The 22,403-nt window shown below is 71.7% G+C and carries 22 protein-coding genes and 1 tRNA gene; 6 read left to right on the forward strand and 17 right to left on the reverse strand.

Going from position 1 to position 22,403, the window contains the following annotated elements; genetic code table 11:
* Nucleotides 1-338: 338 nt before the first annotated feature.
* The 5 genes from ACWCPW_RS13795 (at nucleotide 339) to ACWCPW_RS13815 (ending at nucleotide 5,860) form a co-directional block, all read left to right on the forward strand.
* On the forward strand, nucleotides 339-1,631 hold the full coding sequence (locus ACWCPW_RS13795) for an extracellular solute-binding protein (RefSeq protein ID WP_449761726.1): 1,293 nt from the start codon (nucleotides 339-341) through the stop codon (nucleotides 1,629-1,631).
* Between the two features lie 4 nt (nucleotides 1,632-1,635).
* Nucleotides 1,636-2,601 (forward strand): carbohydrate ABC transporter permease, encoded by a 966-nt coding sequence (locus ACWCPW_RS13800; protein ID WP_449761727.1) that lies wholly within the window; start codon nucleotides 1,636-1,638, stop codon nucleotides 2,599-2,601.
* 92 nt (nucleotides 2,602-2,693) lie between these two features.
* Nucleotides 2,694-3,524 (forward strand): carbohydrate ABC transporter permease, encoded by an 831-nt coding sequence (locus ACWCPW_RS13805; protein WP_449761728.1) that lies wholly within the window; start codon nucleotides 2,694-2,696, stop codon nucleotides 3,522-3,524.
* A gap of 133 nt (nucleotides 3,525-3,657) precedes the next feature.
* On the forward strand, nucleotides 3,658-5,247 hold the full coding sequence (locus tag ACWCPW_RS13810; protein WP_449761780.1) for a beta-N-acetylhexosaminidase: 1,590 nt from the start codon (nucleotides 3,658-3,660) through the stop codon (nucleotides 5,245-5,247).
* 169 nt (nucleotides 5,248-5,416) lie between these two features.
* A complete protein-coding gene (locus ACWCPW_RS13815) occupies nucleotides 5,417-5,860 on the forward strand; it encodes a nuclear transport factor 2 family protein (protein WP_449761729.1) in 444 nt (147 codons plus the stop codon).
* A 309-nt stretch (nucleotides 5,861-6,169) separates the two neighbouring features.
* Here ACWCPW_RS13815 and ACWCPW_RS13820 read toward each other — a convergent pair whose 3' ends face one another.
* From ACWCPW_RS13820 to ACWCPW_RS13835, 4 genes are all read right to left on the reverse strand, one after another.
* The gene (locus ACWCPW_RS13820) at nucleotides 6,170-7,186 is read right to left on the reverse strand and encodes an NUDIX hydrolase (RefSeq protein ID WP_449761730.1); all 1,017 of its coding nucleotides are present in this window, start codon (nucleotides 7,184-7,186) and stop codon (nucleotides 6,170-6,172) included.
* Nucleotides 7,187-7,540: 354 nt separating this feature from the next.
* The gene (locus ACWCPW_RS13825; RefSeq protein WP_449761731.1) at nucleotides 7,541-8,377 is read right to left on the reverse strand and encodes a DUF1932 domain-containing protein; all 837 of its coding nucleotides are present in this window, start codon (nucleotides 8,375-8,377) and stop codon (nucleotides 7,541-7,543) included.
* Nucleotides 8,374-8,826 carry a guanylate kinase gene (locus tag ACWCPW_RS13830; RefSeq protein ID WP_449761732.1) on the reverse strand — a complete coding sequence of 151 codons (453 nt, stop codon included), beginning with the start codon at nucleotides 8,824-8,826 and terminating at the stop codon, nucleotides 8,374-8,376. Before ACWCPW_RS13830 ends, ACWCPW_RS13825 begins: the two co-directional genes overlap by 4 nt.
* Before the next feature lie 282 nt (nucleotides 8,827-9,108).
* Nucleotides 9,109-9,191, reverse strand: a tRNA-Tyr gene (locus ACWCPW_RS13835).
* 176 nt (nucleotides 9,192-9,367) lie between these two features.
* Here ACWCPW_RS13835 and ACWCPW_RS13840 point away from each other — a divergent pair.
* Entirely contained in the window at nucleotides 9,368-9,856 is a 489-nt protein-coding gene (locus ACWCPW_RS13840) for a YajQ family cyclic di-GMP-binding protein (RefSeq protein ID WP_026217952.1), read from the forward strand.
* Between the two features lie 234 nt (nucleotides 9,857-10,090).
* Here ACWCPW_RS13840 and ACWCPW_RS13845 read toward each other — a convergent pair whose 3' ends face one another.
* The 13 genes from ACWCPW_RS13845 to ACWCPW_RS13905 all read right to left on the reverse strand — a co-directional run bounded on the left by ACWCPW_RS13845 (nucleotide 10,091) and on the right by ACWCPW_RS13905 (nucleotide 22,363).
* Nucleotides 10,091-11,071, reverse strand: coding sequence for a glycosyltransferase family 2 protein (locus ACWCPW_RS13845; RefSeq protein ID WP_449761733.1), 981 nt, complete (start codon nucleotides 11,069-11,071; stop codon nucleotides 10,091-10,093).
* Between the two features lie 201 nt (nucleotides 11,072-11,272).
* The gene (locus ACWCPW_RS13850) at nucleotides 11,273-11,677 is read right to left on the reverse strand and encodes a YccF domain-containing protein (protein WP_449761734.1); all 405 of its coding nucleotides are present in this window, start codon (nucleotides 11,675-11,677) and stop codon (nucleotides 11,273-11,275) included.
* Between the two features lie 146 nt (nucleotides 11,678-11,823).
* Nucleotides 11,824-12,684, reverse strand: coding sequence for a zinc metalloprotease HtpX (gene htpX / locus ACWCPW_RS13855; protein ID WP_449761735.1), 861 nt, complete (start codon nucleotides 12,682-12,684; stop codon nucleotides 11,824-11,826).
* A gap of 169 nt (nucleotides 12,685-12,853) precedes the next feature.
* Nucleotides 12,854-14,467 carry an NADH-quinone oxidoreductase subunit N gene (locus ACWCPW_RS13860; protein WP_449761736.1) on the reverse strand — a complete coding sequence of 538 codons (1,614 nt, stop codon included), beginning with the start codon at nucleotides 14,465-14,467 and terminating at the stop codon, nucleotides 12,854-12,856.
* Nucleotide 14,468: 1 nt separating this feature from the next.
* The gene (locus ACWCPW_RS13865) at nucleotides 14,469-15,980 is read right to left on the reverse strand and encodes a complex I subunit 4 family protein (protein WP_449761737.1); all 1,512 of its coding nucleotides are present in this window, start codon (nucleotides 15,978-15,980) and stop codon (nucleotides 14,469-14,471) included.
* Between the two features lie 52 nt (nucleotides 15,981-16,032).
* Nucleotides 16,033-17,931 (reverse strand): NADH-quinone oxidoreductase subunit 5 family protein, encoded by a 1,899-nt coding sequence (locus ACWCPW_RS13870; protein ID WP_449761781.1) that lies wholly within the window; start codon nucleotides 17,929-17,931, stop codon nucleotides 16,033-16,035.
* Complete coding sequence (nuoK, locus tag ACWCPW_RS13875) at nucleotides 17,922-18,245, reverse strand: NADH-quinone oxidoreductase subunit NuoK (protein ID WP_406298155.1); 324 nt, start codon at nucleotides 18,243-18,245, stop codon at nucleotides 17,922-17,924. The genes ACWCPW_RS13870 and nuoK overlap by 10 nt, the downstream gene beginning before the upstream one ends.
* Before the next feature lie 7 nt (nucleotides 18,246-18,252).
* Nucleotides 18,253-18,813, reverse strand: coding sequence for an NADH-quinone oxidoreductase subunit J family protein (locus ACWCPW_RS13880; protein ID WP_449761738.1), 561 nt, complete (start codon nucleotides 18,811-18,813; stop codon nucleotides 18,253-18,255).
* Nucleotides 18,810-19,364: a NuoI/complex I 23 kDa subunit family protein gene (locus ACWCPW_RS13885; protein ID WP_406298153.1), complete on the reverse strand. Its 555-nt coding sequence runs from the start codon at nucleotides 19,362-19,364 to the stop codon at nucleotides 18,810-18,812. The genes ACWCPW_RS13880 and ACWCPW_RS13885 overlap by 4 nt, the downstream gene beginning before the upstream one ends.
* Entirely contained in the window at nucleotides 19,364-20,320 is a 957-nt protein-coding gene (locus ACWCPW_RS13890) for a complex I subunit 1/NuoH family protein (RefSeq protein ID WP_449761739.1), read from the reverse strand. Before ACWCPW_RS13890 ends, ACWCPW_RS13885 begins: the two co-directional genes overlap by 1 nt.
* Complete coding sequence (locus ACWCPW_RS13895) at nucleotides 20,317-21,402, reverse strand: NADH-quinone oxidoreductase subunit C (protein WP_449761740.1); 1,086 nt, start codon at nucleotides 21,400-21,402, stop codon at nucleotides 20,317-20,319. Before ACWCPW_RS13895 ends, ACWCPW_RS13890 begins: the two co-directional genes overlap by 4 nt.
* Nucleotides 21,399-22,001: an NADH-quinone oxidoreductase subunit B gene (locus ACWCPW_RS13900; RefSeq protein ID WP_449761741.1), complete on the reverse strand. Its 603-nt coding sequence runs from the start codon at nucleotides 21,999-22,001 to the stop codon at nucleotides 21,399-21,401. Before ACWCPW_RS13900 ends, ACWCPW_RS13895 begins: the two co-directional genes overlap by 4 nt.
* Entirely contained in the window at nucleotides 21,992-22,363 is a 372-nt protein-coding gene (locus tag ACWCPW_RS13905; RefSeq protein ID WP_395871777.1) for an NADH-quinone oxidoreductase subunit A, read from the reverse strand. The genes ACWCPW_RS13900 and ACWCPW_RS13905 overlap by 10 nt, the downstream gene beginning before the upstream one ends.
* Between the last annotated feature and the right edge of the window lie 40 nt (nucleotides 22,364-22,403).

Consider the following 22,403-nt stretch of genomic DNA (forward strand, 5'->3'; position numbering starts at 1 on the left):
GAGCCCTCCCTGCCCTTCGTGGTCCCTCGCGTCCGAGCCGGTCGGAACGGGCGGTGTCCTGCGGATGGCCGACGGATCGACCGAGCAGGGACGTTACGTGTCCGTGAGCACTCGGTGCCACTTTCGCAGCACACCATTTTGCAGTGCACAACGTTCGGCGGGACGCCTTGTCGGAACGCGGCGCCGCTTTCTAACGTCCCGCTCACGCCGCACCGGATGTTTCCCCCCTTGCGGCCCGTTCGTGTCGATTGATGCAGACGTCCAGACGTACAGGCCGACCCTCGGGTCGCGGCATCCCCGCGATCGCTCCGGCCTGCCTCGCCGCAGGAGGAATTGTCGTGAAGATCCGGAGTTTGGCCGCCGTCGCAGTGGCCGGCATCGCGCTGGCGGCGTGCGCGCCGGGCACGGCGTCCAAGTCGAAGTCCGCCGACGAACAGACCGGCACGCTCAAGGTGTGGCTGTACGACGAGGCGAACCGCGGGCCCAAGGAGAAGGTCGTCAACGCGGCCGTCGCCGAGTTCAAGGCCGCGCACCCGAAGGTGAACGTCGAGCTCGGCTACATACCCACCGACGCCGGCCCGCGCGCGGAGAAGATGAAGGGCGCGTTCAACGATCCGAACAGCGCGCCGGACGTGGTCGAGTTCGGCAACACCGACCTGTTCGGCTACGTCCAGGCCGGCGGCCTCGCGGACATCTCCGCCGACCTGGGCAACTGGTCCGAGGCGGGCGACCTGCCCAAGGACCTCAAGGACACCACGCTGGTCGACGGCAAGACCTACGGCCTCCCGTGGTGGCTGGGCCTGCGCTCGCTGTACTACCGCACGGACGTGTTCACCGAGCTCGGCCTGAAGCCGCCGACCTCCTACGCCGAGCTGGTCGACGCCGCGAAGAAGGTGCGCTCGGCCAAGCCGGACATGTTCGGCATCGCGGTCGGCGGCAAGTACACCTTCGGCGGTCTGCCCTTCCTGTGGGCCAACGGCGGCGACATCGCCACCCAGCAGGGCGGCAAGTACGCGGCCGCGATCGACTCGCCGCAGTCGCAGGCGGGCGTCAAGGCGTACACCGACCTGTTCTCCAAGGACATCTGTCCGCCCCAGCAGTGCGCCGACCTGACCGGCGGCAAGACCGTGGAGGCCTTCGCGGCCGGCACCGCGGGCATGGCGATCCTGCCCAACTCCTCGCGCAGTGCGGTCGAGGCGGGCGTGGCCAAGGGCAAGTACGCGGTGGTCCCGCTGCCGGGCAACGCCCCGGGCTCGATCGCGCCGGCCTTCTCCGGCGGCAACGACCTCGGTGTGATGAAGTCCTCGCAGCACCGCTCACTCGCGGTCGACTTCATGAAGATCCTGGGCGGCAAGAAGTACCAGCTCCAGATGTTCGACGCGATGGGCAACCTGCCCACGCTCGCCTCGGCGCGCGGTGACGTGGTGGCCAAGGACCCGTGGCTCAAGCCGTTCATCGACACCCTGAACGCGGGCACCAAGTTCGTGCCCAAGGACGCCGCGTGGGCCAAGATCGACTCGCAGTCCGTGGTGCCGACCATGTTCCAGAAGGTGGTCACCGGCAAGTCCGACGTCCCGGGGGCGACGGGCGAGGCCAAGACCGCGATCGACAACGCGTTCGCCGGGAAGTAGCACGGTGACCACGACCACCACGCCCGCGCGGGCGGACCGGCCGGCCTCGGCCCCGGTCCGCCCGCGCGGCGGCGCGAAGAAGACGAGGACCGGGCGGCGCCGCTCGTGGACGCCACTGTGGCTGTTGCTGCCCTCCGCGGTCGTCCTGATCCCGCTGTTCGGCTACCCGCTCTACCAGCTCGGCCTGCTCTCCTTCCTGAAGTTCGGGCAGCCGCAGGCCTCGGCGGGCGAGGTCGCGGAGTTCGTCGGCTTCGACAACTACTCGACCCTGCTGGGCGACGATCAGTTCTGGGACGTGCTGTCCCAGACCGTGATTTTCGCGGCGGCCTGTGTGGTGGCCACCCTCGTGGTCGGCGCGGCGCTCGCGGTGCTGCTGACCCGGATCGGCAAGTGGCCTCGGCTGCTGCTGATGTTCGCCGCGCTCGGCGCGTGGGCGGCCCCGGCGATGACCGGCTCGACGGTGTGGATGTTCCTGTTCGACACCAACCTGGGCCTGGTCAACGAGGTCCTGGGCATGCAGGGCCACAACTGGTTCTACGACAAGTGGTCCGCGTTCGCGCTGGTCGGCGTCGTGGTGGTGTGGCACTCGTTCCCGTTCGTGATGATCTCGCTGTACGCGGGCATCGAGTCGATCCCGGTCTCGGTCCTGGAGGCGGCCCGGCTGGACGGCGCGTCCACCTGGACCACCTTCCGGCACGTGATGTTGCCGATCCTGCGGCCGATCCTGACCATCGTGGTGATCCAGTCGATCATCTGGGACTTCAAGGTCTTCACCCAGATCTACGTGATGACCGGGGGCGGCGGCATCGCCGGCCAGAACCTGGTGCTCAACGTGTACGCGTACCAGAAGGCGTTCGCGTCCTCGGACTACAGCCTGGGCGCGGCGATCGGCGTGCTGATGACGCTGATCCTGCTCGTCGTCACGGTCTTCTACATCCGCGCGCTGCGTCGCTCCGGGGAGGAGCTGTGAGCACTGTGTCCACTTCTTCGGGCTCCGCGGTCCCCGGGTCGGGCGCCGCCGTTCGCCCCGGCGGGCCGCGTCGCTCCAAGGGGAACCGGAAGGTGTCCCGGCGGATCGCCAACACGACCGCGATCGTGGTCGCGCTGCTGACGGTGTTCCCGCTCTACTGGATGGTGCTCTCCGCGATCAAGCCGGACGGCGAGATCAACTCGGTGAACCCGCGGCCGTGGACGTGGCATCCGACGCTGGACAACTTCCGCGACGCGTTCGGGGTCAGCGGCTTCGGCGGCTACTTCCTCAACAGCCTGATCGTGGCGACCGTGGTGGTCGTACTCTCCGGCCTGGTGTCGTTCCTGGCGGCGGTGGCGCTGACCCGGTTCAACTTCAGGTTCCGCACCACGATCCTGGTGATGTTCCTGGTCGCCCAGATGGTGCCGGTCGAGGCGCTGACCATCCCGCTGTTCTTCCTGGTCCGCGACATCGGCACGGTGGCGCCCGGTTTCGGGCTGAGCACGCTGGGCTCGCTGATGCTGGTCAACCTGGCCTTCTCGCTGCCGTTCGCGATCTGGATGTTGCGCGGCTTCGTCAAGGCGATCCCCGAATCGCTGGAGGAGGCCGCCCGGATCGACGGCGCGAACCGGTTCACCATCCTGTGGCGGATCCTGTTCCCGCTGGTGGCGCCCGGGCTCGCGGCCACGTCGGTGTTCTCGTTCATCACCGCGTGGAACGACTTCGTGTTCGCGAAGACCTTCATCCTGGACACCGACCACCAGACGCTGCCGGCGGCGCTGATGGTGTTCTTCAAGCCGGACGAGAACGACTGGGGCGGCATCATGGCCGCCTCCACCCTGATGACCATTCCGGTCCTGATCTTCTTCGTGCTGGTCCAGCGGCACCTGGTCTCGGGGCTCGGCGGAGCGGTGAAGGACTGATTCCTCCATGACCACCTCCTCGTCCTCCTCGACGGGTGGCTCGTCCTCGACGGGCGCCTCCTCCTCGCTGGGTGGCTCGTCCTCGCTGGGTGGCTCGTCCTCGACGGGTGCCTTCGCCTCGCCGTCGCCGGCGATGTCCGTGCTGCCGCGGCCGGCTCGGGTCGCCCCGGGCGCGGGCACGTTCACGCCCACCGCGACCACGGGGGTGACCCATCCGCCGGAACTGGCGGCCGAGGCCGCGTGGTTGCGCGGCGCGCTCGGCCCGGCGACCGGATGCCTCCTGGGGTCCGGTCCGGGCATCACACTGCTGCTCGACCCGGACGCGCTGCCGGCCGAGGGCTACCGGTTGGAGGTCACCACGACGGCGGTCGAGTTGCGCGGCGGCTCGGCGGCCGGGGTGTTCGCGGGTCTGCAGACGCTGCGCCAACTGCTGCCGGCGGACGCGTTCCGGCGCGCGCGGGTGGGCACGGCCGCGTGGTCGCTGCCGGTGTGCGTGATCGAGGACGAGCCCGCCTTCGCCTGGCGCGGGGTGATGCTGGACGTGGCCCGGCACTTCCTGCCCAAGCAGGACGTGCTGCGCTTCGTGGACCTGATGGCGGTGCACCGGTTGAACGTGCTGCACCTGCATCTGACCGACGACCAGGGCTGGCGGATCGAGGTTCCGGGATGGCCGCGGCTGACCTCGGTGGGCGCGTGGCGCACGGGCAGCATGCGGGGATCGCGGCAGCACGAGACGTTCGACGAGCGTCCGCACGGCGGCTACTACACAGGTGCGGACCTGCGCGAGATCGTCGCGTACGCGGCCGATCGGCACATCACCGTGGTGCCCGAGATCGACCTGCCGGCGCACGTGCAGGCGGTGGTGGCGGCCTATCCGGAGCTCGGCGCGGTACCGGTGGAGGGGGTGCGCACCCGGTGGGGCGGGTTGTCCGACGGGGTGCTCGCGCCGACCGAGGAGGCGCTGGGGTTCTGCCGCGACGTGCTGGCCGAGGTGTGCGCGATCTTCCCGTCCCGGTACGTGTGCGTGGGCGGCGACGAGGTGCCGACCGGGCCGTGGGAGCGGATGGGTCACCCCGATCCCGGCTCGCTCGGCGGCTGGTTCGTGGCCGAGTTGGCCGAGATGCTGGCCGCGCACGGGCGGCGGCTGTTCGGCTGGGACGAGGTCCTCGCGGGCGGCGCGGCGGTGCCGGCGGACGCGCTGATCGGCGGCTGGCGCGGCGAGCACGGCACGATCGCGGCGGCGCGGGCCGGGTTCGACGTGGTGGCCTGCCCGGACACCTCGGTGTACTTCGACTACCGACAGGGCGAGGGCGCGGACGAGCCGATTCCGGTCGGGCCGTTGCTGACGTTGGCGGACGTGTACGCCTTCCGGCCGGTGCCCTCGGCGCTGACGGCCGAGGAGGGCGCGCGGGTGCTGGGCGGGCAAGCGCAGATCTGGACCGAGCACATGGACTCGGTCCGGCGGATCGACTACATGGCGTTCCCGAGGTTGTGCGCGTTCGCCGAGGCGGTGTGGTCGGGTCCCGGCGACTTCGCCGAGTTCACGGAGCGGTTGACGTCGGCGCACCTGGCTCGGCTGGACGCGCTGGGGGTGGAGTATCGGCCCTTGGCCGGCCCGCATCCGTGGCAGACCCGGCCGGACGCGATCGGGTGGCCCCGGGAGCGCGCGGATCGCGAGGCGGAGTTGTTGGAGTTGACGAGGGACATTCGGCGGGGGGCTTGAGGCGGGACGGGGTGGGGCGGGGGCGGGGCCCGGATCGAGGCGTTCGGGACGTGGCTTCCGATCGAGACATCTGACGCAACGTCAGCTACGGTCGGGCTGCGGTCGCGGTGCGCCGCGGGTCGGGCCGTTGCCGTCGGTCGAAGCGTCGAGAGGTCGAGAGGTCGCCGTCATGTCGTCCGGATACCACGCGATTCCGAATCTGATCGGGCTGTACGCCGAGCGCATCGACGCCGGCGACTACGCGGGCGTGGGCGAGTTGTTCGCGCACGCGGTGATCACCGCCGAGGGCCAGAACCTGAAGGTGGCCGGGGCCGACGCGGCCCGGGCGATGTTCGAGGCGTGGACACGCCGCTATCCCGACAACGGCACACCGCACACCCGGCACGTGACCACGAACCTGGTCCTGGACGTTGACGACGAGGCGGGCACCGGAACGTGCCGCAGCTACGTGACGGTCTTCCAGGCCCTTCCCGACTTCCCGCTCCAACCCGTCTTCACCGGCCGCTACCACGACACCTTCGAACGACCCGAGGGAACCTGGCGCTTCACCCGGCGCCACATGATCACCGACTACGTGGGCGACCTGAGCCGGCACCTGAACCAGTCGTTGTGACGGGCGGGGCGCGGCCGACGCGTGGTGACGGGCGGGGCGTGCCCGACGCGTGGTGACGGGGCGGGGCCTGCCCGACACGTGGTGACGGGGCGGGGCCTGCCCGACACGTGGTGACGGGGCGGGGCCTGCGCGACGCGTGGTGACGGGGCGGGGCCTGCGCGACGCGTGGTGACGGCCCGAAGTGCGCCCGACGAGACCGGTCGTCGTGACGGAGCGAGGCAGGCCCGACGGTCGGCCGATCGCGCCGGACCGCTCGTGACCCCCGCGGCTCCGGCAGCCGGGGCGGGCGGCGGCGCCCGCTCCTCGCACCTACTCGAACGTGACGCCCTCCGGTGGTACGTCCACCCGGCTGTCGTCGTCGAGGATCGGGACGCCGAGGCGTTCGTGGGCAATGCGTTGGGCGGCCAGTGCCTGGAGCAGACGCGCGTCGTGGCCGCCGCCGAGGAGTGCGACGGCTCGGCGCGGGGTGACCAGGGCGCGGCTCCACGACCATCCCGTCGCCGGGTCGGGGGCGAGCGGACCGAGTGCGGCGAGCCGCGCGGCGCTGCGGGATCTGACGTCGCCGCCGTCCGGGTCGGACAGATAGCCCACATGGGTGGTCTTGCCCAGCACCGCGTTGGCCTCCTCGGCAACCTCGCGCGTCAGGGTCGCGAGCGCGTCCACGTCCTCCGGTTCGGCGCCGCCGCCGGGCAGCGCGTACCCGCCGTCCGGGTCGCCGACCAGCAGCACCCGACCCTCCGGGTCGAACAGCCAGCCCGCCGCGCGGCGGACCGGGGTCCCGGCCGGGATCGGTTCGTCCTCGTGCCACACCCGCTCCTTGGCCGGCCGGTACTCGCGCCCGTCGACCACGTACAGACAGGCCCCCGACGCGTACGCCTCCAACGCCACCGACACCCGCCGCCGAGTCCGCCCCGCGAAGCGCGGCAGCGCCTGGTCGGGCGTGAGTACGTACACCGCGTGCGACCCGGCGTCGACCGGGGCCAGTGCGGCGACCTGCTCGTCGGTCAGCGTCGGCCCGTCGAAGAGGAAGTCGAGCACGACCCGGCCGTACGCCCCGGCCGTCGAGGTGCACACCGCGAGCAGCCGGTCGACGGTGAGGTCGAGAGCCAACGCCTCCCGCACCGCGCGCCGGGCGGCCTCGTGCGGGGTCTCCCCCGGCTCGGCCGGCCCGCCCGGAAGGTCCAGTCCCGGCTTGTGGCGGGGATCCAACACCACGAGTCCGCCGTGCCGATCACGCAGCAGGACGGACGCGGCCACCGGCATCCCCCGCGGGGTCGCGTGGTGGTCGATCGGTCCCTGGGATACCGGTTCGTCGTTGCCGCTCACGCTCATCCGCTCCCCCGCCGCGTCCGTCGTAGTCGTGGCTCCATCCTGGCCGACGGTCGGGTGTAGCGGATTTCGGGGGCCGGATGCGGGGGCCGGATGCGGGGCGGATGGGCGGGTTCGGCGCGGGGCCGGGGCGGGAGCGGACGCGGGGTCGGTGGCGCGGGGTCGGTGGCGCGGGTCGACGGATCGCAACCTTCGGGGCCTCAGGACAGGCACAGGGGGGTCAGCCCGTCCATCGGCGAACCGGCGAACCCCGCCGATCGGTCCCGGATGCCACACTCCCGGATGCCGCCCCTTCGGGTGTCACCGCCATCGGAGTCGCCCCTACGGGTGCCGCCCCCACGGCAGCCGCCGCTACGGAGTGTCGCGCAGCATCTCGATGGCCTCGGCCGGGTCGAGCTCGGTGTCCTTCGCGGGCGCCCACCGCGCGAGGACATCGGCGGCGCCGAGGGCCAGTTCGGCGGGCAGGCCGACGGCCGTCAGAGCCGCGGCGACCTCTCTCATCTCCGGCTCCCAGCGCCAGGCCTTGGCGGCGACGTCCGCGATGTAGTCCGGCTCCGCGAGGTGCCGCGTGGAGTGATCCCGGGCGATGTCGAGCAGCTCCGCCCCGACGCCGTATTCGCTCGCCATCGCATGCGCCACGGCGGCAAGCGCCCTGCTCGCCTTCTGATAGCTCGCGAACGAGAACTTCAGTCCGGACGCCTGCCCGATCCCGCCGGGAAGGCTCCGCACCCGCACTCGCGTGTCGGCGAACAACTCGGCGACACGGGCCACCTCGCCGTCCGCACCGGACAGGTACAGGCGCGGAGACCGGGTCGGCGAAGGCGGGGACCCGACCACACTTGCATCGACAACGGCGGCTCCGCCCGCGGCAAGCAGCGCGGCCAGCCGCCCCATCCGCTCCGGACTCACCGCGTTCGCCTCCACGTACAGCCCGGCGTACCGCCGCTCGGCGACCGAACGGGCAACCGCCTCCGCCGCCGCGGGCGGGCACAGCGAGATCACGCAGGCACTGCGATCGAGCAACTCGTCGAGTTCCTCGACGGGTTCGAGACAGAACCCGTCCGCGCGCGCCGCGGTCGCCGCACCACGACCCGTGGGACACCACAACACGGTGATCCCGCGGCCGGTCAACTCCCCCGCCACCGCCGCGCCCATGCTGCCCGGATGAAGAATTCCGATCGTGGTCATGTCGCCCCTCGAAGCAGGTGGGTCGGGGTGCGTCGATCCGGCGCCCGGTCACGCACAGCCTGCCGGATCAGCGCCGCGGACTCGTCCGGCGACGTCCGGTCGGTCCGCACGATCACGGACCACGGCACCTCGCGGTGCGCCTCCAGGTCCGCGTACGTCTCCGCCCAGACCCTCAACCGGGCATCACCGTCGACATCGCCGCGCCCGGCCGAGCGCTCGGCGGTGACCTCCCGCGAACACCACAACAAGACCCGCGTCCAGTGCACCGGATACGCCGCAAGCGCGAAGACCGCCTCGACCTGTCCCACGTGCACCACGGGAACGCACCCGCGCGCCGTAAGCCGATCGAGCTCGGGTACGTCCGTCGCGTACTCCGCCCCGTAGCGCCGGTTGCCGTGCACGATCAACCCGTCCCGCCGCAACCCCGCCAACACTTGCGAGTCCGTCATGCGATACCCGGTCGAACGCCCCGGCCCGGCCTTCAACCGCCGGAACTGAACAAACGCCCCGTCCACCCGCGACAGGGCCGCCGTGACCGTGTCCTTCCCGGCCGCGGGCGGCCCATAAAGAACCACAGCCCCCGAAGTCACCGCCACCCTCCCCACCCACAACCCACGAGCGAAGTATGCCGCCGACCCCGCCCCCACCCCTCAACCCCCCGACCGATCGGCCCCACGCACAACAAAGGCCCCCGACCGCGTCTCCGCTGGTCAGGGGCCTTTGTTTCGGTGTGGCGGGTGTTGGGTTCGAACCAACGTAGGCATACACCGGCAGATTTACAGTCTGCTCCCTTTGGCCGCTCGGGCAACCCGCCGTGTGCGCCTTGCGGCGCGACGGGACAACAATAGCGGACCACCCGGGGTGCTTCGCCACTCGGTATCGGATCGGGCGGGGTGGGGCGCGGTCGGAGTCCGGGTCGTGGGGGACGCTCTAGGCTGGAGGGGTTGCCTTCCCTCTCACTTCAGATCCCACAGAAAGCGATTCCGAGCCTTGGCTGACTCCTCTTTCGACATCGTGTCCAAGGTCGACCGTCAGGAGGTCGACAACGCGCTGAACCAGACCTCGAAGGAGATCGCGCAGCGGTTCGACTTCAAGAACGTCGGCGCGCACATCGGCTGGACCGGCGAGCAGATCGAGATGCGCGCCAACTCCGAGGAGCGCGTGAACGCGATCCTCGACGTGTTCCAGGGCAAGCTGATCAAGCGCAGCATCTCGCTCAAGTCGCTCGACGCCGGGGAGCCGAAGGCTTCCGGCAAGGAGTACAAGATCTTCGCGTCGATCCAGGAGGGCATCTCCCAGGAGAACGCGAAGAAGGTCTCCAAGATCATCCGCGACGAGGGGCCCAAGGGCGTCAAGGCGCAGATCCAGGGTGAGGAGCTGCGCGTCTCGTCCAAGAACCGGGACGACCTCCAGGAGGTCATCGCGCTGCTCAAGGGCAAGGACCTGGACTTCGCGCTCCAGTTCGTGAACTACCGCTGACCGAGGCCGCCACCCTGCGGCGGCGGGATCGTGGCGGGCCCGGTGGGTGACGGGTCGAGGGCACGGCGAGGGCGGATCGCCGGTCGGTCACGGCCGGTGGATTCACCGCCCTCGCCGTGCCCGTTTTTTGTGCTCCGGGCGCGCGGCCGTGGAGGACGGTGTCCGCGTGTCGCGATCGGCTTCCCGAGCCGGAACCGCCCGACCGCCGCACGCGCTCCACCAGCCGGAACCGCCCTACTGCTGCACGCGCTCCACCAGGGGCCCGCACGCGTCGATCGTCGGGGTGTGGGCGCCGGTCAGGACGGCGGACAGGCGGGTGGGTACGGCGTCCTCCTCCAGGCGGCCGGTGAAGCCCGCGTGCAGGACGCGCAGGGCGTCCTCGTAGGCGAACGGGGCCAGGTGCGCGCCGGTGGACAGTTGTTCCCGGGCGATCGCGAACATGGTCAACGCGTGTCGGCGGAAGCGCGCGACGCGGCCGGTGGGCGGGACCGGCCAGCGGGCGATGATCGTGCGGTAGGTGTCCTCGTACCGGCTCAGCGAGTCGAGCTGGGCCGCCGCGCCGCCGGACAGGCTGGAGTCGGCGGGTTCGCGGTGGTAGACCACGCCGGGCTCGGACAGCCGGGCGAACGACCAGCCCCGATCGTGCACCAGCCGCAACCACAACGACCAGTCGACCAGAAGCGGCAGCTCCGGGTCGAAGCGGAACCACGACGCGGGCGCGGTGTGCGCGGGATTGCGGGCGACCACGGCGGTGGTCGGCACGAAGTTGGCCACCGAGAGCATGTCCGGGTCGTACGGGAAGTCGTAGCGGTACGGGCTGCCCGGCGTCTCGCCCGGCGCCGCCCGGTCGCCGCTGAGGATGCAGTCCGCGTACACGGCGTCGGAGCCGGTGCGCTCCAGAGCGGCCAGTGCCCGGTCGAGATGGCCGGGCAGGTACATGTCGTCGTCGTCGAGGAAGGCGACGAACCGCCCCGTGGCGATCTCCAGACCGGCGTTGCGCGCCGCCGCCGGGCCGCGCGAGCGCGGGAAGGAGAGCAGCCGCACGGTCATCCCCCGCACGCCCAGCGGCAGCACACCCGCGACGTCCGCGCCGCCGTCGTTGACCACGACGACCTCGATGTCCCGCGTGCCCTGGAGGGCCACGCTGCGCAGGGCATCGGCCAGTAGGGCCGTGCGGTCGCGGGTCGGAACGATGACACTGACCGTCGCCGCCACGGCAACCTCCGCGCTTCCCGGTGTGGGTCTGCTTCCCGGTGTGGGTGTCTTCTCCGTCTACCCGGGCCTACCGGGACATATCGACACACCGGGAGCGCGACTACAGCGGTTGGCTCCGGTCTCCCTCGTACGAGACCACACGATTGGCCTGTCCGGGCTCAGCGACCGCCCGACGGGCGATCGCCGAGGCCGCCCAACCGTTCAGACGCCCACGTGCATCGGGTCGTCGGTCGAGACGATCTCGCGGCCCAGCGGAGTGAGCGACACCGGGATCAGCTTGAAGTTCGCCAGCCCGAGCGGGATGCCGATGATGGTGATGCACAGGAGGAGGCCGGTGACCAGGTGCGCGAGCGCCAGCCACCAGCCGAACAGCACGATCCACAGGATGTTGCCGAGCATCGATCCGGCGCCGGCGTCGCGACGCCATTCCACCCGGCGGCCGAAGGGCCACAGCGCGTACGCCGCGATCCGCCAGGACGCGATGCCCAACGGGATGGTGACCACGAGGAAGAACAACAGAAAGCAGACGATGCCGGCGACGGCGTAGCCGATGGCCAGCCACAGGCCGGAGAACACGAGCCAAATGATGTTCAGGACAGTTTTCACGAACTTGTTCTACCCCGCCCCGGGCCCGCTGACGTCCCCGCGGGACCGACGGCCCACCGAATCCACCCGTCGAGGCCGGCGGCCCAGTCGCCGCGCGGCCTCGATGCCCCTCGGTGCACCGGCTCGGTGCCCCTCGATGCCCCGCCTCAGTGCCCCGCCATCGCCTCGAGCCGCGCGATCCGGTCCGCCATCGGCGGGTGCGTCGAGAACAGTTTGCTCATCCCGCCCGCGCCCCGGCGGAACGGGTTGGCGATCATCAGCGAGCTGGTGGTCTGCAGCTTCGGCTCCGGCGGCAGCGGCCGCGCCTGCGTGCCCGCGTCCAGCTTGCGCAGCGCGCTCGCCAGCGCCATCGGGTCTCCGGTGAGGCGGGCCCCGGAGGCGTCCGCCTGATATTCACGCGAACGGCTGACCGCCAACTGGATGACACCGGCCGCCAGCGGACCCAGGATCATGATGGCCAGCATCCCGAACAGACCCGGGCCCTCGTCGTCGTTGCTGCGGCCGAACGGGATCAGCCAGGCGAAGTTGACCAGGAACATGATCACGCTGGCCAGCGCACCGGCCACCGACGAGATCAGGATGTCCCGGTTGTAGACGTGCGAGAGCTCGTGCCCGATCACTCCGCGCAGCTCGCGCGCGTCCAGGATGCGCAGGATGCCGGTCGTACAGCACACCGCCGCGTGGCGCGGGTTGCGGCCGGTGGCGAACGCGTTCGGCGCCTCGGTGGGCGAGATGTACAGGCGCGGCATCGGCTGCCGGGCGTCGTTGGAGAGCTCGCGCACGATCCGGTACAGCTCGGGGTTCTCCGCCTCGCTGACCGGTCGCGCGCGCATCGAGCGCAGCGCGATCTTGTCGCTGTTGAAGTAGGCGTAGCCGTTCGTGGCCAGGGCCACGAACAGGGCGATGATCAACCCGGTCCGACCGAAGAAGCTGCCGACGACCAGGATGAGCGCCGACATGCCGCCGAGCAGTACGGCGGTCTTCAGTCCGTTGTGCTGGCCGTGCACGGCAGAGTCCTCTCGCAAGCGTCCCAGGGGTGACAATGCGGGTCCGTGCGGGGTATCCGCCGGCTTGTCGCCCTCTGCCCGTTGTCTCTTCTTTCGCAACGGGACAACGCCTCGCAGAGTTCCCTCCCGGGGCGGGCGTAACCCCCCGCTCCGGGACCGGAACCGCAGGTCAGCCGAGTAGGCCCGGCACAGTGAGCACGCGCAGCACAAGCTGTGGCGCGACCGAGAGCAGCACTCCGAGCGCCCCCGTGAGCACCAGCGCGGCGACCAACGGAGCCGGCGTCCGACCACGATCGAAACCGCCACGCGAGCCGGCCGAGCTGGCCGAGACGACCGAGGCATCCGAGCCGGCCGAGCCCTCCGCACCCCCCGCGCCGTCCGAGCCCCCGACCGCGCCCGGCGCCCCCGGCACCCCGGCCGCCGCGGGAGCGAACAACTGCGCCGTCCAGGCCAGGTAGTAGTACAGCCCGATCACCACGTTGACCGCCATCACCACCGCGAGCCACCCGGTGCCGGAGTCGATCACCGCCTGGAACACGGTCACCTTCGCGAACAGCCCGGCCAGCCCCGGCGGGATGCCCGCCAGGCACAACAGGAAGAACGCCATCGCCGCGGCGCAGACCGGGCGCGACCGGAACAGCGCGCGGTGGTCGGAGACCAGCCCGCCGCGCTCGCCGGCCACCAGCGTCACCACCGCGAACGCGCCCAGGTTCATCACCGCGTACACCGCGAGGTAGGCGACCGCCGCGGGCAGCGTGTCGGCCAGGTCCTCGCCGTGCCCGGCGGCGGTTCCGAACGGGACGAGTACGTAGCCCGACTGGGCGATCGAGGACCACGCCAGCAGTCGCACCGCGTCGGTCTGCCGCAGCGCGGCCACGTTGCCCGCGGTCATCGTCACCGCGGCGAGCACCGCCATGCCCGGACCCCAGATGTGCGCGTAGGGGCGGAACGCGATGCCGGCGACCAGGAGCAGCCCGGCGAACCCGGCGGTCTTGGAGACCACCGACAGGTAGGCGGCCACCGGGATCGGCGCGCCGCGATAGGTGTCCGGCACCCACGAGTGGAACGGCACCGCCGCGACCTTGAAGGCGAACCCGACCATGGTCAGCACCGCGCCGGTCGCGGCCACCTCGGTCAGCCGCGGGTCCAGGTGTTCCAGGTCGCCCGCGATCCTGGCCAGGTGCACGCTGCCGGTGCTCCCGTAGACCAGGCTCACGCCGAACAGCATCACCGCCGTGGCGGCCACGGACAGCAGGAAGAACTTCAGCGCGGCCTCGCCGCCCTGGCCGTCCCGACGCAGGCCGACCAGCGCGAACGCGGGCAGCGACAACGTCTCCAGGGCCACCACCAGGGTGAGCAGGTCGCGCGCGCCGGCCAGCGCGACCGCGCCGGTCACCGAGGACAGCAGCAGGAAGTGGTACTCGCCGCCGGGCACCTCGCCCTCGTCGCCGTCCGCACTGTGCCGGGTCATCGGCATCGACAGCAGCACGACCACGAACGCCGAGCCGAGCAGCACCAGTTGCAGGACCAGGGTCAGGTCGGTGACCACGTACGAGCAGCCCGACGGCGAGCAGAAGGTGCCGCGCGCGGTGTCGCCGTCGGCGCGCAGCGGCAGCAACAGCACCAGCGCCGCGCCGAGGCCGGCCAGGGTGAGCCAGGGCAGCGCGGCCTTGCGCGCGCCCTCCGGGAACAGGTCCGCGAGCAGCACCACGAGGGCGGCGACCGCGACGGCGACCACCGGCCCGATCGCGAGCCAGTCGATCGACTGGACGTCGAACGGCATGTCAGCTGCCTCCCATGAGGGCGCGCACGGCCGGGTCGGTGATCGCGAGCACGGTGGCCGGCCACAGCCCGGCGAGCAGGGTCAGCGCGACGAGCGGGGTCCACACCACGACTTCGCGGCCGGTCACGTCCGCCTCGGGCCGCCCGGTCGGGGCCTCGCCCGCCGGGCCCATGCACAATCGGCGGACCAGGCCGAGCATGTAGGCCGCGGTCAGCACGGTGCCCAGGCCGGCCAGGACCAGGAAGGTCCGGTAGCCGCCGGTGGACAACCCGGCCGCGGGTTCGTACGCGCCGTACATCGCGAGCAGTTCGCCCCAGAAGCCGGCCAGCCCGGGCAGCCCGAGACCGGCCACCGCGCCGAACGCCACGAGTGCGCCCAGCCGCGGCGTGCGCCCGTACATCCCGCCCCCGAGTCGGCCCAGCAGCGCGGTGCCGTGCCGGTCCTTGACCGCGCCGGCCAGGAAGAACAGCAGGCCGGTGATCAGGCCGTGGCCGATGTTGACGAACAACGCGCCGTTGATCCCCTGCGGGGTCAGCGTCGCGATGCCCAGCAGCGCGAAGCCCATGTGGCCCACCGACGAGTAGGCGATGATGCGCTTGAGGTCGCCGTCCGGGTCGCGCAGCAGGGCCAGGCACACCAGCGAGCCGTACACGATGCCCACCACGCCGAACGCGGCCAGATACGGCGCGAACGTCTCGGCGCCCTCCGGCAACATCGGCACCGCGATCCGGATCAGGCCGTACGTGCCCATCTTGAGCAGCACGCCGGCCAGCAGCACCGAGCCCGCCGTCGGCGCGGCGGTGTGCGCGTCGGGCAGCCAGGTGTGCAGCGGCCACATCGGCACCTTGACCGCCAGGCCCAGGCCGATCGCCAGGAACGCGAGCACCTGGGCGCCGTGCGACATGCCCGCGCCGTGCCGGTCGGCGAGCTCGACCATGTCGAACGTGCCGGTCTTCGCCTGGATCAGCAGGAAGCCGAGCAGCATCACGGCCGACCCGAGCAGCGTGTACAGGATGAACTTGTACGAGGCGGGGCCGCGCTCGCCCGGACTCCCCCAGCGGTTGATGAGGAAGTACATCGGGACCAGCACGACCTCGAAGAAGAGGAAGAACAGGATCAGGTCGAGCGCCGCGAAGGTGCCCAGCGTGCCGGTCTCCAGGAGCAGGAACAGCGCGACGAACGCGCGCGAGTCGCCGCCGGGCGGAATGTTCCACAGGCTGTGTACGGCGACCAGCAGCGTGAGCAGCGCGGTCAGCAGGAGCAGCGGCAGCGAGATGCCGTCGATGCCCAGGTGGAAGCGCAGGCCCAGCGAGGGCGCCCAGGACGCGTCGGTCTCGAACTGCATGCCGCGGCCGCGGTCGAACCCGCACGCGAGCACGACGGCGCCGAGCAGGGTCGCGGCGCTCGCGGCGACGCCGATCAGCCGGGCCGCGCGATCACCGACCCCGGGCAGCGGGAGCAGGGCGGCGCCGAGCAGCGGCGCGGCCACGACGAGGATCAGCACGACGCTCACCGCGAGGTCTCCTGGGCATGAGGGGGCGTCGGGGGCAACGGTCGACGGCGCGTCACGAGCCCACCGCCACCGCGACGGCGAGCACGACCACGCCCGCGAACAGGCCGGTCAGGTACAGCCGGGCGTTGCCGTTCTGGCCCCGGCGGATTCCGCCGCCGAGCAGCCACGCGCCCTGTGCGGCGCCCTTGACGTAGGTGTCGACGACGGCCCCGTCGGTGAACCGGGACGCCTTGGCGGCGAGCCGGACGGGGGTCAGGACCAGCGCCGCGTACAGCCCGTCCACGTCGAACCCGCGCAGGGCCGGGCCGCGCAGCGGACCCAGCGCGCGGGCCGGGTCGGCGGCCGGGTCGCGCCGCCACAGCGCGGCGACCGTGCCGGCCCCGAGCCCGAGCGCGATCAGGGCGAGCACCGTGGTCAGCGGGTGCGGGGCCAGGTCGTCGTAGCCCAGGTCGCTGCCGAGGGACGGCAGGCCGGAAAAGGCCACGAAGCCGAACAGCACGGTGGGCACCGTGAGCACGATCAGCGGCCACGACATCGCGGCGGGTGCCTCGCCCGCGTGCGCGGGCTCGCCGTAGTCCGCCGCGTCCGCGTGCGCGGGCACCTCCACGCCGGGCGCCGCCTCGCGCGCCGACCCGAAGAACACCCGCAGCCACACCCGGGCCGCGTAGGCCGCGGTCAGCACCGCGGTGAGCAGCCCGGCCACCAGGACCAGCCAGCCGGCCACCTGCGGTACCGGGCCGTGGCCGCCGGCGGTGTGCTCGGCCGCGCCGAGCACCGCCTCCTTGCTGAAGAAGCCGGAGAACGGCGGGACGCCCGCGAGCGCGGCGAGTCCGGCGGTCATCGTCCAGAACGCGATCGGCGCGCGGTGCCGCAGCCCGCCCATGCCGGCCAGCGCACCGGTTCCGGCGACGTGGATGGCCACCCCTGCGCCGAGGAAGAGCAGCGCCTTGAACGCGCCGTGCGAGAGCAGGTGGAACACCGCCGCGTCGCGCCCGCCGACCGCGAGTCCGCCGGTCATGTAGGCGAGTTGGCCGACCGTCGACCACGCGAGCACCCGCTTGAGGTCCTCCTGGGCGAGCGCGGCCAGCGCGGAGCCGATCATCGTCACGGCGGCCAGCACCGCGAGCACGATCAGCGTCGCGTGCGCGGCCAGGAAGGCCGGGTACAGGCGGGCCACCAGGTAGGCGCCGGCGGCGACCATGGTGGCCGCGTGGATCAGCGCGGACACCGGGGTCGGGCCGGCCATCGCGTCCGGCAACCAGGTCTGCAGCGGTACCTGCGCGGACTTGCCCGCGACGCCGCCCAGCAGCAGCAGGGTGCCCGCGGTGACCCACCCGGCGCCGCCCTCGGGGACGGCGGCGAGCACGTCCCGGATCAGGAACGAGTCGGCTCCCGCGGCGAGCACCAGGATGCCGATCAGGAACGGCACGTCGCCGAGCTTGGTGACCACGAACGCCTTGATCGAGGCGGAGCGGGCCGCCTCGGTCTCCCAGTGGTGGCCGATCAGGAAGTACGAGCAGACGCCCATCACCTCCCAGCCGACCAGGAGCACGATCAGGTCGCCGGTGAACACGACGAGCAGCATCGCCGCGGTGAACAGCGACACCAGCGCCGCGTAGGACGAGTAGCGCGGGTCCTCGCGCAGGTAGGCGGCCGAGTAGACCTGCACCAGCAGCGCGACCACGGTGACCAGCACCGCGGACAGCGCGGCGAGTCCGTCCACCTGCAGCGCCAGCGTGATGTCCAGGGCGCCGGTGGGGGTCAGCCGCACCGCCGATTCGCGCGTGTCGTCGCCGATGCCTGCGGCCACGACGATCGCGAGCACGGTCGCGACCAGGGCGGCGGGGACGGCGATCAGGGCCGGGCGCACCCGGCGTCCGAGGAACAGCCCGAGCAGGGCCGCGAGCGCGGGCAGGCCGGTGGCCGTCGCGGCGGCGACCGTCATACCGATCCCTCCTTGTGCTCGGCGAGCTCGCGCAGTTCGGGAACGTCGGTGGTGGCCCGGTTGCGGAACACCATCAGCACGATGGCCAGCCCGAGACCGATCTCGGCGGCGGCGATGGTGATCACGAACAGGGTCAGCGCCTGACCGGCGTGCAGCGTGTCGCGCAGATACATGTCGAACGCGACCAGGTTGATGTTGACGGCGTTGAGCATCAGCTCGATCGACATCAGCACGAGGATCGCGTTGCGGCGCGCGATCACCCCGTAGAGCCCGATGCCGAACAGCAGGACGGCGAGGACGAGCGGATAGACCAGATGCATCGCGGGGTCAGCCCTTCCGGCCCGAGCGCACGCCCGATCGGGAGCGGGACAGCACGATGGCGCCGATCAGCGCGGCCAGGAGCAGCACGGACAACACCTCGAACGGCAGCACCCACACCTTGAACAGGCTCTCCCCGGTGACCCGGGTGCTGCCCACGGTGTCGTCGCCCAGATGCAGGTAGGCGGTGCGGAAGGCGTCCACGATCACGGTGAGCAGGGTCGCGGTGGCGCCCAGCGCGACCACGGCGGCCGGGATCCGGGCGGCGGGGTCGGCCGGTTCGGAGTATCCGATCGGCGCCTTGGTGAGCATCAGGCCGAACAGCAGCAGCACCACGACCGCGCCGACGTAGATCAGCACCTGGACCCAGGCGATGAACTCGGCGGTGAGCAGCAGGTACTCGGCGGCCAGCCCGCCGAGCGTGACCACCAGCCACAGCGCGGCGTGCACGACCTGACGGGTGGTCACCACGAGCAGCGCGGAGCCGAGCACGACGACGCCGACCAGGACGAAGGCGATCTCGGCGCCGGTGGGCGAGAGGAAACCGTGCTCGGTGGCGGCGAGGTTCACGGGGTCTCCTCCGCTTCCGGTGCGGCGGCCCGGGCCGCGGCCGCGGCCTTCTCCGCCTTCTCGACGGCCTTGCGGGCCTGGATCAGTTCCTTGGGGTCCTCGGCGTGCTCGTCCAGGGCGGGTGGTGGCGGCACGGTCCACATCCACTCGCGCAGCTTGTCCTTCTCGTGCGTGAGTTCGTGGATGTCGCCGGTCGCGTACTCGAACTCCGGCGACCAGAACAGCGCGTCGAACGGACACACCTCGACGCAGATGCCGCAGTACATGCACAGCGCGAAGTCGATCGCGAAGCGGTCGAGCACATTGCGGGTGCGGTCGCGCGCGCCGGGTTCGCGGGCGGGCACGACCTCCTTGTGCGAGTCGATGTAGATGCACCAGTCCGGGCATTCGCGCGCGCACAACATGCAGACCGTGCAGTTCTCCTCGAACAGCGCGATCACCCCGCGCGAGCGGGGCGGCAGTTCCGGGAGGACCTCCGGATAGGACTGTGTGACGGACCTCTTGGTGAGCGTCCTCAAAGTCACCGCGAGGCCCTTGGCCAGGCCCTTCATCAGGTCGCCACCTTTACCACGCCGGTCAGGACGAGTTGGCCGAGCGCGAGCGGGACGAGCACCGTCCACGCGAGCTTTTGCAGTTGGTCCTCGCGCAGTCGCGGATAGCTGACCCGCAGCCAGATCACCACGAACGCCAGGACGCCGGTCTTGAGCAGAGTCCACAACCAGCCGACCGAGTCCGACCACGGTCCGTGCCAACCGCCGAGGAACAGCACGGTGGTCAGCGCGCACACGATCAGGATCCCGGCGTACTCGGACAGCAGGAACAGCGCGAAGCGCAGGCCGGAGTACTCGGTGTAGGCGCCGAAGATGATCTCCGAGTCGGCGACCGGCATGTCGAACGGCGGGCGCTGGATCTCGGCGAGGCCGGCGGTGAAGAACACCACGCCGCCGATCGCCTGCCAGGGCAGCCACCACCACTCGAAGCCCTCGACGATCCCGGACAGCGACACGGTCCCGGCGGCCATCGCGACCGAGGCCGCGGCCAGCAGCATCGGCAGTTCGTACGCCATCAACTGGGCGGCCGAGCGGATGCCGCCGAGCAGCGAGTACTTGTTGGCCGAGGCCCAGCCGCCCATCAGCGAGCCGAGCACGCCGACGCCCATCACCGCGAGCACGAACACGATGCCGGCGTCGACGGTCCGGCCGACCAGGCCGTTGGGGCCGATCGGGATGGCGATCAGCACCACGAAGTAGGGGATCAGCGCGACAGCGGGCGCGAGCTTGAACACCCTGCGGTCGGCACCGGCCGGGACGATGTCCTCCTTCTGGGCGAACTTGACGCCGTCGGCGACCAACTGCGCCCAGCCGTGGAAGGCGCCCGCGTAGATCGGGCCGACCCGCGCCTGCATGTGCGCCATCACCTTGTGCTCGGTCTGCCCGATCAGCAGCGGCAGCACGAGGAACGCCCCGAGCACGAGAACGAGCCGGAGGCACACGTCGAGGAGACTCACGGGGTGTCCCCTTCGGTGGACGGGCGGGTCGGGCGGGACGGACCGCTCTCGCGCGGCTCGACGGCGGGCGCCTCGGGCTCGGACGGCGCGTCGGGCTCGGCGGATGCCTCGGGCTCGGGTGGCGTCTCGGGCTCGGGTGGCGTCTCGGGCGACGCACCGGATTCGGAGGGCGGCGTGGACTCGGGTCGCGCGGCGGGCTCGGGTGGCGCCGCAGGCGCCGGTGACGTCGGCTCGGCCGGCGGAGTCGAGCCGGTCGCGGGAGGCTCGGGCGACGCCGGCTCGGGCGCGGCCGGCGGCGCGCCGGTCTGGCTCGCCGAACCCTGCGACACGCTGCGGGTGCGGCGCGCGGGCGGCGCGCCCTCGCCCGCCTGGCTCGCCGAACCGGCCGCGACACTGCGGGCGCGGCGCGCCGGCGGTGCGCCCTCGCCGGCCTGGCTCGCCGAACCGGCCGCGGCGCCGCGGGCGCGGCGTGGGCGTTCCTCGGCGGCGGCTGCGGCCTCGGCCGCCGCCTCCTCCTTGTGCGGACCCCAGGTCGCCGGATCCGGTACGCCCGGCGGCAACGTGCGGCGGCGGCCCGGCGAGCGGCCCGGCCCGGTGCCGTGGTCGGACTCGCCCGGCTCCTTGGCGCCCGGCCACGCCTTGGCCACCCGCGAGGCCAGGACGAACTCCTTGCGCAGCGGATGTCCCTCGAAGCCGTCCGGCAACAACAGCGGATCCAGGCCCGGGTGGTCGGTGAAGTCGATGCCGAACATCTCGTGCGTCTCCCGCTCGTGCCAGCGGGCCCCCGCGTACACGCCGGTCACGGTCGCGAGCACGGCGGCCTCGCGCGGCACGCGGGTGCGCAGCAACAGCCGGGGCCCGGTCGGGATCGCGCACACGTGCGCGACCACGTCGAACCCCTCGGCGAGTTCGTCGACACCGGTGAGCCAGTCGAAGAACGCGCAGCCGAGCCCGTCGCGCGCGGCGGTCAGCGCGGCCTGCCAGTTCTGCGCCGCGACATCGACGGTGACCAGTCCGTACGCGTCCGACACCGCGAGCACCAGGTCCTCGCCCAGGCCCGCGCGGATCTCCTCCGGGGTCATCCGGCATCCCCCGTCGCGGGCTTCGGCGGCGCGACCAGCGGTCGCGCGAGCGCGGCGGCGGGCAGCTTGCGGGCGTACCGGGCGGCCGGGTTCTCCACCGCGATCCGCTCCTGGAGCTTGAGGATGCCCTGGAGCAGCGCCTCGGGCCGAGGCGGGCAGCCGGGCACGTACACGTCGACCGGCACGATCTGGTCCACGCCCTTGGTGACGCAGTACGAATCCCAGTACGGCCCGCCGCAGTTCGCGCAGGATCCGAACGAGATGACGTACTTGGGCTCGGGCATCTGCTCGTACAGCCGCTTGATCGCGGGCGCCATCTTGTCGCTGACCGTCCCCGAGACGACCATCAGGTCGGCCTGCCGGGGCCCGGGCGCGAACGGGATCACGCCCAGTCGGATGAAGTCGTGCCTGGCCATCGAGGACGCGATGAACTCGATCGCGCAGCACGCCAGGCCGAAGTTGAACACCCAGAGGGAGTAGCGCCGTCCCCAGTTGAGCACGAGCCGCACCGGGTCCGGCGCGAGCCGCGAAAGCACCCCGAGCCGCGGCTGCGGGAGGTCGACCGGTGTGCGTTCCACCGGTGCCGGTGTCAGGTCCATGCGAGGACGCCCTTTCGCCACGCGTACAGCAGTCCGGTGGCCAGGAAGCCGACGAACACGAACATCTCCACCAGGGTCGCGGCGCCGAAGCCCGGCGCGTCGAACACCGTCGCCCAGGGGAACAGGTAGATCACGTCGACCGCGAAGATGACGTAGAGGTACGCGTAGAGGTAGTACCGGATGTGGACCTGCGCCCACCCCACCCCCACCGGGTCGACCCCGCACTCGTACGTCGTGAGCTTCTCGTGCGTGGGTACGCTCGGTCGCAGCAGTCGCCCGCCGGCGAACGCCACCGCGACGAAGGCCGACGCGACGAGAAGCACCAGACCCACGAGCGCGTACGTTCCGTAGTAGCCCTCCACCTGGCGCCTGCCTCCCGATCCGACATTGCCCGAACGTTGC

This window comes from Embleya sp. NPDC001921, from assembly GCF_053594475.1.